The sequence below is a fragment of the Shewanella sp. Isolate13 genome (assembly GCF_022398325.1).
Classification (GTDB): domain Bacteria; phylum Pseudomonadota; class Gammaproteobacteria; order Enterobacterales; family Shewanellaceae; genus Shewanella.
Genome location: NZ_JAKEVD010000004.1, coordinates 164,621 through 177,378, shown reverse-complemented (window position 1 = coordinate 177,378; position 12,758 = coordinate 164,621). Strand labels below are relative to the sequence as shown.

Genomic DNA, 12,758 nt, shown 5'->3' with positions numbered 1-12,758 from the left:
TGACTATAGCTTGTATCTCATTAGGTGAAGTCATTGCTTGCAGATTCGAAAATTAAGATCCGCCAAATTGAAGCGTTTCGCTGTTTTATGTTGTCGGGTACGGTAACCGGGGCTGCTGAGCTCATGTATATCTCTCAACCCGCGGTGAGTCGACTGCTATCCGAACTCGAGTATCGAGTGGGTTTTCCACTTTTTGTTCGTACACATAACAAGTTAGAGGCAACGCCGGAGGCAAAGTTATTCTATAAGGATGTTAACCGAGTCTTTATTGGTATGAACAGTTTAGCCTCTTCTGCAGATGCTATAGCGCGTAACAATCAGGGGCGGTTGCGGATAGGAGTCATGCCTATCTGCTCTAACAGTTTTATGCCCGATGTGATTGCGGCGTTTTTAAGCCTGCACCCTAATGTGTCTATCGAGCTAGAGTCGGCATCGAGAATTCAGCTATTGGAGATGGTACGTAGCCACAGAATCGATATTGCGATAACCACGAACGTCGATGCGGATGAAGAGGAGTTTGATTGCCGATTCCTACGCAGGCACAGGGCGGTAGTTTTGCTGCAAGAGGGGCATCCATTGGCACAGAAAAGCTCACTTTCACCGATCGATTTGAAACATGAACGCTTTATGACCTTGGCCTATGGTAGTCCTTTTCGAACTCGGGTCGAAGACGCGTTTCTTAAGCAGAGCGTAAAGCGCAATATTATTCTCGAAGCGAGAGAGCAGAGCACACTGTTTCAATTAGTGAAGAAGGGTGTCGGCATCGCTATCTTAGATCCATTCGTGCTTCATTCGGGATCCGATGGCATAGTGAGCCGTCCTTTTGAGCCTGTGACGGAGTGGGAATATCATGTGGTCCAGGCTAAAGGCATACAGACCCCTAGGATGGTAAATGCTTTCCTAGATATCTTATTTGAGTACTTTGAAAGCCCTGCACTGAATAAAGAGCCTGACAGCTAGCTCGACAGTAATTGGAAAACAGCCAAAAAAATACCGCAGCAAGCTGCGGTATTTTCTTAGGGAGATAGGTCGTGCTGATTAGCTTCTTACTGCAATCGCTTCAATTTCGATTAGCGCATCTTTTGGAAGACGGGCAACTTCAACACAAGAGCGTGCAGGGTAAGCAGCGCCTAAGTTATCGAAGAAGTTTTGGTAAACTTCGTTAACGATTGGGAAGCTGTTTAGATCTTTTACGAATACAGTCATCTTGAATACGTTAGCCATAGTCAGACCTGCAGACTCTACGATAGCCTGAACGTTCTTTAGTGACTGTAGTGCCTGCTCAGCAACATCGGCAGACATCTCGCCAGTCGCAGGGTCGATTGGTAGCTGGCCTGAGGTAAAGATCATGCTGCCAAGGTCAACACCTTGAACATAAGGGCCGATAGCTGCAGGTGCTGATTCAGTGTTAAGTGCTTTAGTCATTTCTATTTCCTATTTTTTACTTGTGGCGGACCGCGCCGCCACAGTTATTCGTTTGTTGTTATAAATTGTTTATTAGGCTGGCTGTACTTGCGCTTGAGGCTGATTACCGTAGCGTTTCCACCCCGTGATGATAGAGAACATCATCACACCCAGTAAGGCCCAAGGATAAGGTGCCATAAAGCTAATCGATGCACTTGGAACTGCTAAGCCAGAAGAGATGGCAGAGGTTTCAATCGCCGAGTACCAAACCATCACCGCAAGACACCAAGGCATCATGTAGAAGATTGAACAAACCGAGGCACTCATCAGGTTGGCACGACGCTCTGGGGTAATATTGTTCTTCTCACCTAGCGGCTTAACCAATGTTGGGCCAACGAGTAACTGAGATGGTGCGTTTGAACTCACTAATAGTGACGACACTGATGTTGAGTAGAACATCAATAGTTCAGTGCTACGGGTGCTATTTGAAACGCGATCGGTGATGAATGACAGTATGTCATCCATGATGCCGCTATTCATGAAGATCTTAATAACCCCAAGGATCAGGATGACGAAGACTACTGCGCCAGTCACACCGGCAATTGCATCTTCGATGATGCCATTCGATACACCGCGCTCAGATGGCACAGTAAATAGATCAGACATAGAGAAAGCGCCAATGCCCAGACCAACAACGGCAGCAACCAAGATGCCATAGCTTAGGGCTTCTAACAGGTGACGGCCCTTAAGTGCGAAGAAAACCACTGCCGCGACAGATAGCAACATCAATAAGCTTTCTGGACGAGCGCTCTCTCCATTTTGAGTAGCAGCTTCGACTAGACCATCACCCTGACCGAAGAATACTAAGGCAACCAGTGCCATAGCGCCGGCAGTGAGTGACAGTGGCATACGTTGGCGAACCGTGGCACCGAAGTCGGCTCCCTGTGTGGTACAGCCTACGATGGTTGTATCTGAAATTGGTGCGACGTTATCGCCAAATACTGCGCCAGATAGCAGTGCAAGTGCAACAAAAGCTGGGTCTGCGCCTAGGTAAACACCAGCAGGGAACAAAATTGGTGCTAGGGCTAAGTTAGCGCCGTTTGAAGAGCCTGTGCCCATGGCAAAAATCGCGGTAGACATGAAGACTATGATAAGGAACATGCTGCCTTGAATACCGGTAGACATACCAAACCATAGGATGCCGTCGACTAAGCCGCCAGCCTTCATCAAGGAACCAAGTACTGCTGCGAAGATCCAGGCTGTGATCACCACAACACCGGTTTTATCTGCAATACCGTCTAAAATCGATTGAAAATAATCACGTTTACTCTTAACCAGGAACATACCCAAAATGATGGCGATAAACCCAGGAGCCCAAGCGGCTTTAGGGCCACCAACGCCGTTAAAGGTAAGCAGTAGCATTAGACCGACCATGGTCAACAGTGGAACCATTCCACCGATTTTTCCAATATGAAACTCAAGCTTAGTTGACTGAGACATAATTGATTCTACCTATCCCTTCGTCATCGCTACAGGATTAGCCTGATGGGACGAGGAATAAAAAGTTTGGCCAAAATGCCTGAGGGGCCCTCAGGCATGTTTTATTATTTAGTTTTTACTTATTGGCAATCAGTTCTGGGTATCCGAATAGGGCTGGTGTACCACCTGTATGTAAAAATACGACGTTCTGCTCTTTAGTGAATTGACCGTCGCGGATCATGCCGATCATGCCGGCCATGCTCTTCGCTGTGTAGGTAGGGTCTAATAATATCCCTTCTTCATGACCTAAAATCTCGATTGCTTCATGAACTTCAGTCGTCAATTGGCCATATCCTGGGCCTAGCACCCAATCTTCACACTTAACAAGGTCGTGAGTAACCTTATTCTCATCTACACCAAGTAGTTGCAGTACTTTGCGAGTCTTCACTAATACACGTTCAAACTGCGCCACTTTGTCGCGGCGAACACAGAAACCGTATACAGGGATATCGCTATTTAGGGCGATTAAGCCCGCTAAAACACCAGCGTGAGTGTTAGCCGAACCTGTTGGTAGTACGATGGCATCGATCTTCATGCCAGTCGCTTGTGCTTGAAGCAATAACTCTTCAACACAGTCAACATAACCGAGAGCGCCCCATGGTGTCTTACCGACAGCACCTAATGGAATAACGAACGGCTTATAGCCTTCAGCCGCTAGCTCGTCGGCTCTGTCGTACATCACCTGATCGGCACCGTTTTCGTCTTCACCCACTGGGTAAGTGTGAAGTTTTGCGCCCATAAGTTTGTCTAGGAATGGGTTGCCGCTGTTTTCATATTCAGGCAGTCTGCCATCAACGCGGTGCTCTAGCTGTACTTCAACATGCCAGCCCATCTTACGTGCTGCTGCAACTGTCATACGTACGTGGTTAGATTGAACCGCACCCGTAGTCAGTAGCGCGTTACAACCATCAGCCTGTGCCTTACCCACATAAAACTCTAATTGACGAGCCTTGTTGCCACCCATGGCTAAACCTGTCGCATCGTCACGTTTAATCCATAATTTAGGGCCATCGAATTTTTTAGTCATATTAGCCATAAATTCGAAAGGAGTTGGTGTGTGAGCCAATTTAGCTTTTGGATATTTATCAGTAAGCATGTTCGATTCCTTTGATATTAATTTTATTGTTTTATCAATATATGTAAGAGAATTAATTTTGTTGTTTGTTTTTAATTGTTATTAACGTAAAGCTATTGCTTTATATGTTTATTAAGATGTTTATTCCGCTGCCAAATAAAACGACTAGGGTGATCTTTTTAAATAAGTTCGGGTTAATGAACTTAGCAATATAATCTCCAAAGAATGCGCCAATAAAGGTTGCAGGAATTAGCATCATGGATGTTTTAAGTGTTTGCGTTTCAATTCCAACAACAGAAGCCTGTAGGCCTAAAGCCACTATGTAAGATAAGGTGGAGCAAGTGATTACCGTGGCTCGGATTTGGTCTTTCGACAGTACGCTACGTGTTAGGTATGCTACGACCACTGGCCCAGGCATTGCCATTGCGCTAGCCATGACACCAGACATGGTACCTACTCCGAAGCAGGAGCCTTTGCCCATGCTAGCTGGAGTTGTTTCATGTCCTTTATGGGATTTAATCATCTCTAAGATGGTTTGGACGGTAATCGCTAGAATAAGTAGTGCGACAGAAACTTTAAGCGCGGTAAGATCGAAATTGCTAAAAATAATAATGCCGATAGGATAACCGAGTACACACCCTAGCATTATTTTTTTAACGAGATCCATTGGTGCTATCTTGCGAATTTTAACCCAGTGAACAAGCGACATGGCTAAGGTTAATATAATGACAATTTGAACGGCTGAATTAGATTGCAATAAAATAAGTAAGAAGCTGACGCCAATTAAACCAAATCCAAAACCAGTTGCAGCCTGTAAAGTTGCCGCGAAAAACACTGTCATTAATAATAATGATAGTTCCATGAGTTAACCAAAGTAATATATTTAATCTATGGATGGATTATATGTTTAGCCCCCCTGTTTGGGTCAATTGATTAAATATTTATCAGCTATAACTAAATGTTATGCTGGGAACTAGGTGAGGTTAGATTTACTGAAAAAAGGCGAGTTAGATCGATATATTTTGCGCTTTTACAAGATACTTAAATGAAAAAAGCCGCAAGGGTAGAACCCTTACGGCTTAGTTTTATTTTGAGAGGTTACATGCGTGAGTCCATCTCACCCATTTTTAGGCTCATTAACTGTTTTGTCCACTGAGCCTTGTCGATGCCTTCAATCCAGAATATGCGGCTATCACGGGTTTGGCCTTTACGCAGATAGGTGTCAGGCATTCTGAATATCGCCTGCCAGACTTTCACCTTCTCTTTGCTGATCAGCGTACCTGAGTCGGCAAATAGGCTGATCTCTAGCTCTATCATCACATAATGCTCTGGGCTGGTGCTGTTAAGCTCGAAAGTCAGTCCTAGGCGGCCATCGTCGTCCCACTGACTGTTAAGCAAGCTGACTTTCACTCCGCCTTTAGCCGTCGACTTGAGTAGTGCCGATTGAGCGATAGCATTAGAGGTCAGTGTTTCTGTTGTTGCTTGCTCTGCTGTGGTTGCTGCAGTGCTGTCAGCTGCTGCAACTGTGCCGACCGTTGCCGGTAGGGTCGCAGGCACTGCTGTGTCGGGCTTGGTTTGACTCTCAAGGATCACATACTCCCAGGTGAAGTCATCGTTTAGTTTAACGGTTGCACCATTTTCTAGGGTCACCCGCGCCACCTCTTCGGCGAGAGCAGGGATAGAAAACATCAGTAACGCGATAGTGGCGTAGGTTCGCAGAGCTTTATACATGGCAATTAACCTATTTAAGTTGATTGCCCTAGCATAGACAAAGAATTACTCGATTCATACTCATGCTGATAAATATGTGATCTTTCGGTGCGCTAATTCAATGCCTTATAGAAAAGCTTCATGGAGTAAGCAGATTAGATGGAGCAGCCGATACTGGCTAGGAAATAGAGCAGACTCGGTCGCTGGCAATAGTGAGTGATAGCTTGCGCCTCCCATAAGGCGCATAGCGGTAAGTTAGGCTGACTGCAACTTCTTATCAAATAGCGGATTACATGGGGTAACCAATACTGGCTACAAAATAGAGCAGACTCGGTCGCTGGTAATAGTGAGTGATAGCTTGCGCCTCCCATAAGGCGCATAGCGGGACTGCAACTTCTTATCAAATAGCGGATTACATGGAGTAACCAATACTGGCTACAAAATAGAGCAGACTCGGTCGCTGGTAATAGTGAGTGATAGCTTGCGCCTCCCATAAGGCGCATAGCGGGATTGCAACTTCTTATCAAATAGCGGATTACATGGAGTAACCAATACTCAATACTGCAGACTCGGTGGCTGAGTTATAGCCTGCGCCTAGCATAAGGTGTTTGCCTATAACGTAACGTAGGCCCACTTCGGCTCCCCAGCTGGTATCTTTTTCAGTTTCCCAAACGGGTTCTGCGCCAACAACATAGGGGACGATATTGGTGGTCGAAGAATATTCTGTGGTGTAGGCAGTTGCACCGCCGTAGAGGCTTAGGTCTGCTGTTAGAGTATAGCTTAGGCCAAAGCGCCAGAGGGTATTACGAGTATAGGCTTCGCCCGGCGGCTCAACATATACGTCCTCCTTTTTACTCTGGGCATAGCCTATATAGTAGCCCCAATCGGCGTAGTCGCGGTCATAATGACGGGGAGCCAAGGTGATACCGTACATATCTTCTGCGGCCGGTATATAGTCTACAGTTATAGCCATAACTGGGGCTGGTTTAGTGTCGGCTTCTAGATTGAAGTCATTTGCTATGACGCTGTGAGGGCTTAGCGCAATTAGGCTGGCTATCAAGTATCGAGTCATCATCGCCTCAATTTAATGGCTAACAGATGCTAGAGATTGTTCTAAAACTTTGGTTTACAGTCAACCAACAGTGCTAAAATGACTGATATAATAGCGTTTTGTAGCGTTAATGTTTCTACCTTCACGTATTTGTGTTGGGGTGGTTTTAACGTATTGGTTGCTTATTTGAGCGCTTAAGAATTGGAGAATAGCTTTGGATCAGGAATTACGCGCTGTGATTGCTCAGTGGCTAACTAATATGGGGATAGACACTCAGCCGTCAGATGGTGTTTCGAGTGCAATTATGCTGTTTGCGTGTTTTGTGGTGGCCTTTATTGGTTATTACTTTGTGAAGCGCGGTGTTGTGACCACGATGAATCTAGTGATCCAGCGTTCCAAAGCCCACTGGGATGACATCTTCATGCGTCATCAAGTATTGGAGAAGATGGCGATATTGGTGCCTATTCTGATCTTGAATATTTTGATGCCCCTAGCGTTAACAGATCACAAGCTTCTTAGCAGCCTGACCGACCGACTTCTCGATGTCACTATTGTGGTGTTGTTTATCCGCGCCATATACAGCGCCCTAGACGCCGCCAATGAGATCGCGGATTACAATTTGGTCAGCCGTAGATTACCGATTAAGAGCTTTGTACAGCTGGCGAAGCTGTTCATGTTTTTTGTCGCCATCATCATCTCAATATCGGTTCTAGCCGATCAATCACCGATCTACTTTCTTAGTGGTTTAGGTGTTGCGACCGGTTTAGTTATGTTGGTATTTAGAGATACTATCTTGGGCTTTGTGGCCGGGATCCAACTTGCGGCCAACCGCATGGTGAGCCCTGGAGACTGGATCGAGATGGATAACTATGGCGCAAATGGTACTGTCGAGGAGGTATCATTAACCACGGTTAAGGTGCGTAACTTTGACCAAACCTTGACTATGCTACCAGCCTATTCCTTAACTTCAGGTTCTTTTAGAAACTGGCGTGGCATGTCAGAATCTGGCGGCCGTAGAATTAAGCGTGCACTACAGATCGATATTCAATCGGTGCGATTTTTAACTGAAGAAGATATGCATAGTTTAAGCAAGATCAATTGTCTTAAGGACTATTTCTCTGCAAAATCGGCGGAGATCATTACATATAACGCTCAAGTTGAAGATGCGGAGATGTATGTGAATAGTCGCCACCTAACGAATTTAGGTACCTTTAGGGCCTATGTTCAAGAGTATCTGCAGCGGCACGATAAGATCCGCAAAGATATGACCTTGATGGTGCGTCAGCTTGCGCCTACTGAGCTGGGAGTGCCGCTTGAGCTGTATATCTTTACGAACGATACCCGCTGGGAGTTCTACGAAGGGATCCAAGCCGATATCTTCGACCATCTGTTTGCGATATTGCCAGAGTTTGGCCTAAGAGTATTCCAAGGTCCAACTGGGGCGGATGTACGCAGCTTGAAACATTAGTCATACACTAAAAAGCCAGCTTGAAAGCTGGCTTTGCTATTTTCACTCACTTGGAAACTAGTTTTCTCGGCTGACTAATATTGCCGCCAAAGCCACAAATACCCCACCACTGGTTCTATCGAACCAATGTAGCTTGTTGCTGGATTTCAATGTGGGGGCAAGCACATTGGCCATGCTGGCGTAGATCATCACAAAGCTAAAGTCGACCACCGCCCAAGTTGCGGCCAAGATGAATAGTTGTGGCCCTTGGGGCGCACTGATGTCGATAAATTGTGGAAACAGAGCGGCAAAAAATAGCAGATCCTTGGGATTGCTGATCCCAACGAGAAAAGCTTGTTTAAATAGCTGCTTTGGCGTGCCTTTACCTTCGGTGGTTTTTAGATCCAGCCCTTTGCCATCGCCTTTAGTGAGGAGTAGCTTAATGCCTAGAAACAGCAGGTATGCTGCACCACACCACTTCAATACCGTAAAGCCATATTCAGTGGCACTTAGCAGTGCGCCTAAGCCCGCTGCCGAGGCCATCATCAGTAGCAGTGCCGATGTTACGCTACCAAATGCCGTTGCGACGCTACGGCTCTTACCGTAGTGAATGCCGTGACCCATAGACAATACGGCCATGGTGCCGGGAGAGACCGCAATCAACAAGATGGCGAATAGGTAGAGTAACCAGGTATCGAAGCTCATAGATTTTATACAATTTTGAATGTCTGGCTGCACTATAGCCGCCAGACATTATTTAGGCAATAAGCTAAGGGTTATAGTCAGGAATCGCTTTTGGATGACGGCCTTGAATTGAGCGATAAAAATCAACTATCTCATTCATCTCTTGCCGAATGTCACCAGTGGGGAGTTTTCCTTCGGCGATCACTATGGTTTTTTTTCCGAAATCGAGCCCCACGGTAATGATCGGTACCTGAGCTTTATTGGCAATATGATAAAAGCCTGTTTTCCAGCGAGATACCGGACTACGGGTTCCCTCCGGTGCCAAGGCTAGGCAGAAATTCGGGTCGGCTTTAAATAGCTCGGCCACGGCATCGACCAGATTATTACTCTTGCGTCTATCGACAGGGGTTCCGCCAATGGCTTTGAAAAACCAGCCCCAAGGGGGAATAAACAGTTGATGTTTACCTAAAAAGTTCACTTTTGCACCAAGTGCGCCACGGGCGATAACCCCTATGATGAAATCCCAGTTACTGGTATGTGGCGCAACAATGGCAATAAATTGTTTATCTTTTGGCAGCTCGCCGGATATTTTCCAGCCGATGAGTTTTAGCAGCCCTTTCCAAAATAGTTGAAACATATAACGAAAACCTTCCGGCCTTTTTTATGAGTATTGATGTTTTCTGCGGCTTTAGCCAATCATTTGCTAGGATTGGTGACAAGACGTCAGTGAGATAATTGAGTTATAGTACACCTAATAAAGCCCGATCGGAGAGTGGCAATGTTTAAAAAAGGAATCAGTGTCTTATTGTTGTGCATGGCATTTAACGTAAATGCTGTACCAACCGATGATATTGCTAATATTTTGGCTGAACAGCAAGCTGCATGGAATCGCGGCGACTTAGATGCTTATATGCAGGGCTATTGGAATGACGACAAGATGCGTTTCGTCTCCAATGGTAAATTTCGCTACGGTTGGGAGAAGACCCTAGCCGCTTATAAGAAGCATTATCCCGATAAAGCGACCCTAGGCACGCTGACTTTCACCATTAAAGAGATCAAGATGCTCAGTAACTATGCCGCAGTTGTTGTCGGTCGTTGGTCACTGGAACGCACCAAAGATAACCCGAATGGTGTGTTTACGTTATTGGTCGAGAAAATCGATGATCGTTGGGTGATCACCCACGACCACACCTCTGATTAGTCGTTAAGGAGAAAGTTATGGTTTTTCTTATCCCCGCAGTAGTGTTGGTTGCAGGTTCACTTTATCTGCTCAAGCACGCCCAAAAATAAGATTAATATGGGCGTAGTGTGAGTCTGTTTACTCACTCGCTGCAATCGTAAACTCATCGCGACCTAAGTTGCGCCCCTTACCGTCATATCTCACCTCGGTGAAGTGTATCTTGCCCTGTTTGTCTTTAAGGATGATGCTGGTTGAGCGAGTGCCATATTCTTCATGCTGAATGTAGATCGAAGACAGGTGCCGCTCCCACTCTAAACTCACCCCTGTCTGGGGCAACTCCTCATCTGGTGCTTGGGTGTTATCTGTCATGATGCCGAGCAGGGCATCGATATCGGGACTCGTATTGTCGGTAATATGCTGCTCGATCGCTAACGTACCACGGGCCATCTTGGGCCAAATATCATCGAGTGCACCATTGCTGATGGAGTGAAACCCAGGGCTGAGTCGGGTGAGTGTCTGACTACGGCTATTGAAACACTGAAGCTGTTCTTCATCGCCAAAGAGTAAATTAAATGGGTTGTAGAAACGGCTATGGAGCTGTAACCAATCATGATCGATTGCATCGTCTTCTAAGGCTTTTAATACTAGCTCTCCGCGGCTTCTCATATCATTTTGGTTGAGCTCTGGCGCGCGGATATTGGTCAAGCCTGCTATCTTGCCTAGTTGATTCACACCTAGCCAAGTTCCCCCTGCTTCTAGGTCTTTCCCGGCTAATAACGCGTTGGACTTATTTGAGGTTGGCCAGAAATGAGCGGCCTCAGTGGGGCGATGATGAAACTCATCGCGATTGGCGCAGATGATTAATGGGAATTGTGGGTGAGTCTGCAACGCAACAAAAAGGATGCACATAAACATAGCTCAATTCTAAGTCATGGATACAGGTTAATGCCCATGACTTAGAAAAGCTAGCCAGAGTCGATTAGACGAAGCAGGCGTTAATGGTGGTGCTTATGGTCATGCCCATGCTTATGGCTCTTTTCATGACTATGTCCATGACTGTGTACTGGCTCATGGCTATGCTCGTCACCATGGGAGTGTCCGTGGTCATGATTATGAGCTTTGGGCTTAAGCAGCATGAGTCGGCTTAAGAACTTACGTGGCCCAAGGCGAAGCAAGCTGGTGGCGAACAACATAGCCACAATTACCAAGCAGAAGCTGTTGAGTGTGGCGGGTAAATGAACCATGGCTTGCCACTTAGGATGCAGTAACTCAATTGCTCCAAGTAATGCAATTAGCAGGGCAAACAGGCTAGTTCTTTGGCTCCAATTCATCATTTTTAGCTGGGCCAAGTTAAATATTGGTGCGGCGATTAACGGTAAGATCACTGCCGTGGTTGTCCAGCCACTGTAAGCTAAAGATAAGGACAATACCGCTGCGCCGAGATTACAAAAGCGCATCGGCAGGAATACTAACAACAGCACGATGACTTGTACCAGTGGGCTTGAAAGTGGCACTGCTGGGTGACCAATCAGATTGGCTAACACTAAACTTAGCAAGATCCATGGTGCACTGCGGTCAACGAGGTGAGCGAAGCCAAAACGCCAAGCGGATTTGGGCAGCTCATCATGGGGGTCGGTAGGCTCGACATTGCAGCGAGTGAGCTGCCAACCAATAATCGCGACAGAGACCGCTTGGATCAGGGCGAACATGGGACCAAGTAGTAAGCCGGTAATAATGATTGCCTCTGGCCCAAGTAATCGCTGTAACCAAAGTTTACCCAGTTGGTCGTTGTGGGGCGTGAGTCCATAGTGGAAGCGCAGACTCGCCACGGCATAGCTTAGCAGTAATACGGGCGCGATAGTCAGCATCCAGTCGAGTAGGTGCTCGGTTGAGTGGCTATGGCTGTGGTGATGGTCGTGGCCACCAGAGTCCATCATCAGCAGTAAAAATAGCAGGGCGATACCGAGTAAGCTGCCGATCCCAGCTTGGTACTCATACTTGCCTTGTTTGTCGGTTACTGGCGTGCCATGGGGTTGATGTAACACCACATGTAGAATGGAGCCGGTAACAAATGCTTGTAAGTAAACGGTATTTTCAAGGCTTAAATGAGACAGCAGCTGCTCTCCGGCAAAGTAACCCACGGAGGTTAATAGCATCATGGCTGCCAGAACTGCCATAGCCCAACGACTGCCGACTTGTGGCTTGAGTAACCACCAGATGGCTACACCGACAGGCAGTCGATGCAGGATTATCCCCAGTGCGAGTAGAGGCGAGTTGCCGTCTTGTTGGGCTAATATCATCGCTCCACCATCTGTGATGGTGTGCAGTAGCAATCCGCCAATACCTAAGATTAAGGTGAGGTTGTGAGTGACTTCGGAGTAACGGTGGAATAACCGCTCACTCAGTGTCGGCCCCCAGATCCCGATAATCACAAATACAATTGCGAGAAATCCGCCATGTTCTAATAGCTCTGGAAGAATATGAACCAACACTAGGCCGCCCAGAGACACGAATATAAATCCGTCTAGGCCTTTTTGTAACCCGTTGCCTGTCGAAAAGAATCGATAAAACAGTGGGCCTAATAATAGTGCGATGCAGCTAGCTAATAGATACAGCATGGATTTCCAATTTAAACCACGAGAGCGAAAAAAGCGCCATAGTATACCAG

General features: G+C 46.5%; 14 protein-coding genes. 3 read left to right on the top strand and 11 right to left on the bottom strand.

Going from position 1 to position 12,758, the window contains the following annotated elements; translation table 11 throughout:
- The first annotated feature begins 33 nt into the window (after positions 1-33).
- Positions 34-960 carry a LysR substrate-binding domain-containing protein gene (locus tag L1D44_RS04335; protein ID WP_239888968.1) on the top strand — a complete coding sequence of 309 codons (927 nt, stop codon included), beginning with the start codon at positions 34-36 and terminating at the stop codon, positions 958-960.
- A 78-nt stretch (positions 961-1,038) separates the two neighbouring features.
- Here the strand turns inward: L1D44_RS04335 and L1D44_RS04330 are convergent, their stop codons facing one another.
- The 7 genes from L1D44_RS04330 to L1D44_RS04300 all read right to left on the bottom strand — a co-directional run bounded on the left by L1D44_RS04330 (position 1,039) and on the right by L1D44_RS04300 (position 6,803).
- Positions 1,039-1,425 (bottom strand): RidA family protein, encoded by a 387-nt coding sequence (locus L1D44_RS04330; RefSeq protein WP_012157354.1) that lies wholly within the window; start codon positions 1,423-1,425, stop codon positions 1,039-1,041.
- A 72-nt stretch (positions 1,426-1,497) separates the two neighbouring features.
- Positions 1,498-2,904 carry a Na+/H+ antiporter NhaC family protein gene (locus tag L1D44_RS04325; protein WP_239888967.1) on the bottom strand — a complete coding sequence of 469 codons (1,407 nt, stop codon included), beginning with the start codon at positions 2,902-2,904 and terminating at the stop codon, positions 1,498-1,500.
- Between the two features lie 115 nt (positions 2,905-3,019).
- Positions 3,020-4,039 carry a D-cysteine desulfhydrase family protein gene (locus L1D44_RS04320; protein ID WP_239888966.1) on the bottom strand — a complete coding sequence of 340 codons (1,020 nt, stop codon included), beginning with the start codon at positions 4,037-4,039 and terminating at the stop codon, positions 3,020-3,022.
- Between the two features lie 100 nt (positions 4,040-4,139).
- Positions 4,140-4,880 (bottom strand): sulfite exporter TauE/SafE family protein, encoded by a 741-nt coding sequence (locus L1D44_RS04315; protein WP_239888965.1) that lies wholly within the window; start codon positions 4,878-4,880, stop codon positions 4,140-4,142.
- A 236-nt stretch (positions 4,881-5,116) separates the two neighbouring features.
- The gene (locus L1D44_RS04310) at positions 5,117-5,749 is read right to left on the bottom strand and encodes a DUF3157 family protein (protein WP_239888964.1); all 633 of its coding nucleotides are present in this window, start codon (positions 5,747-5,749) and stop codon (positions 5,117-5,119) included.
- Between the two features lie 134 nt (positions 5,750-5,883).
- Positions 5,884-6,231, bottom strand: coding sequence for a hypothetical protein (locus L1D44_RS04305; protein ID WP_239888963.1), 348 nt, complete (start codon positions 6,229-6,231; stop codon positions 5,884-5,886).
- A 32-nt stretch (positions 6,232-6,263) separates the two neighbouring features.
- Positions 6,264-6,803 (bottom strand): porin family protein, encoded by a 540-nt coding sequence (locus tag L1D44_RS04300; RefSeq protein ID WP_239888962.1) that lies wholly within the window; start codon positions 6,801-6,803, stop codon positions 6,264-6,266.
- A gap of 190 nt (positions 6,804-6,993) precedes the next feature.
- Here L1D44_RS04300 and L1D44_RS04295 point away from each other — a divergent pair, with 190 nt between their 5' ends.
- A complete protein-coding gene (locus L1D44_RS04295) occupies positions 6,994-8,247 on the top strand; it encodes a mechanosensitive ion channel family protein (protein ID WP_220768912.1) in 1,254 nt (417 codons plus the stop codon).
- Between the two features lie 57 nt (positions 8,248-8,304).
- On the opposite strand, the gene L1D44_RS04290 is transcribed toward L1D44_RS04295, so the two are convergent.
- Positions 8,305-8,931, bottom strand: coding sequence for a LysE family transporter (locus tag L1D44_RS04290; RefSeq protein WP_239888961.1), 627 nt, complete (start codon positions 8,929-8,931; stop codon positions 8,305-8,307).
- A 64-nt stretch (positions 8,932-8,995) separates the two neighbouring features.
- Positions 8,996-9,547: a lysophospholipid acyltransferase family protein gene (locus tag L1D44_RS04285; RefSeq protein ID WP_239888960.1), complete on the bottom strand. Its 552-nt coding sequence runs from the start codon at positions 9,545-9,547 to the stop codon at positions 8,996-8,998.
- A 141-nt stretch (positions 9,548-9,688) separates the two neighbouring features.
- On the opposite strand from L1D44_RS04285, the gene L1D44_RS04280 reads away from it, so the two are divergent.
- Positions 9,689-10,111 (top strand): nuclear transport factor 2 family protein, encoded by a 423-nt coding sequence (locus tag L1D44_RS04280; protein WP_220768915.1) that lies wholly within the window; start codon positions 9,689-9,691, stop codon positions 10,109-10,111.
- A 117-nt stretch (positions 10,112-10,228) separates the two neighbouring features.
- Here L1D44_RS04280 and L1D44_RS04275 read toward each other — a convergent pair whose 3' ends face one another.
- Both L1D44_RS04275 and L1D44_RS04270 read right to left on the bottom strand, forming a co-directional pair.
- Positions 10,229-10,999 (bottom strand): NRDE family protein, encoded by a 771-nt coding sequence (locus L1D44_RS04275; RefSeq protein ID WP_239888959.1) that lies wholly within the window; start codon positions 10,997-10,999, stop codon positions 10,229-10,231.
- 86 nt (positions 11,000-11,085) lie between these two features.
- Entirely contained in the window at positions 11,086-12,708 is a 1,623-nt protein-coding gene (locus tag L1D44_RS04270; RefSeq protein WP_239888958.1) for a metal transporter, read from the bottom strand.
- Positions 12,709-12,758 lie beyond the last annotated feature (50 nt).

Bases quoted from the DNA above. Each gene is read 5' to 3' on its own strand.
- L1D44_RS04330 (WP_012157354.1), bottom strand. From the start codon at position 1,425: ATGACTAAAGCACTTAACACTGAATCAGCACCTGCAGCTATCGGCCCT.
- L1D44_RS04325 (WP_239888967.1), bottom strand. From the start codon at position 2,904: ATGTCTCAGTCAACTAAGCTTGAGTTTCATATTGGAAAAATCGGTGGA.
- L1D44_RS04320 (WP_239888966.1), bottom strand. From the start codon at position 4,039: ATGCTTACTGATAAATATCCAAAAGCTAAATTGGCTCACACACCAACT.
- L1D44_RS04315 (WP_239888965.1), bottom strand. From the start codon at position 4,880: ATGGAACTATCATTATTATTAATGACAGTGTTTTTCGCGGCAACTTTA.
- L1D44_RS04310 (WP_239888964.1), bottom strand. From the start codon at position 5,749: ATGTATAAAGCTCTGCGAACCTACGCCACTATCGCGTTACTGATGTTT.
- L1D44_RS04305 (WP_239888963.1), bottom strand. From the start codon at position 6,231: ATGCGCCTTATGGGAGGCGCAAGCTATCACTCACTATTACCAGCGACC.
- L1D44_RS04300 (WP_239888962.1), bottom strand. From the start codon at position 6,803: ATGATGACTCGATACTTGATAGCCAGCCTAATTGCGCTAAGCCCTCAC.
- L1D44_RS04290 (WP_239888961.1), bottom strand. From the start codon at position 8,931: ATGAGCTTCGATACCTGGTTACTCTACCTATTCGCCATCTTGTTGATT.
- L1D44_RS04285 (WP_239888960.1), bottom strand. From the start codon at position 9,547: ATGTTTCAACTATTTTGGAAAGGGCTGCTAAAACTCATCGGCTGGAAA.
- L1D44_RS04280 (WP_220768915.1), top strand. From the start codon at position 9,689: ATGTTTAAAAAAGGAATCAGTGTCTTATTGTTGTGCATGGCATTTAAC.
- L1D44_RS04275 (WP_239888959.1), bottom strand. From the start codon at position 10,999: ATGTGCATCCTTTTTGTTGCGTTGCAGACTCACCCACAATTCCCATTA.
- L1D44_RS04270 (WP_239888958.1), bottom strand. From the start codon at position 12,708: ATGCTGTATCTATTAGCTAGCTGCATCGCACTATTATTAGGCCCACTG.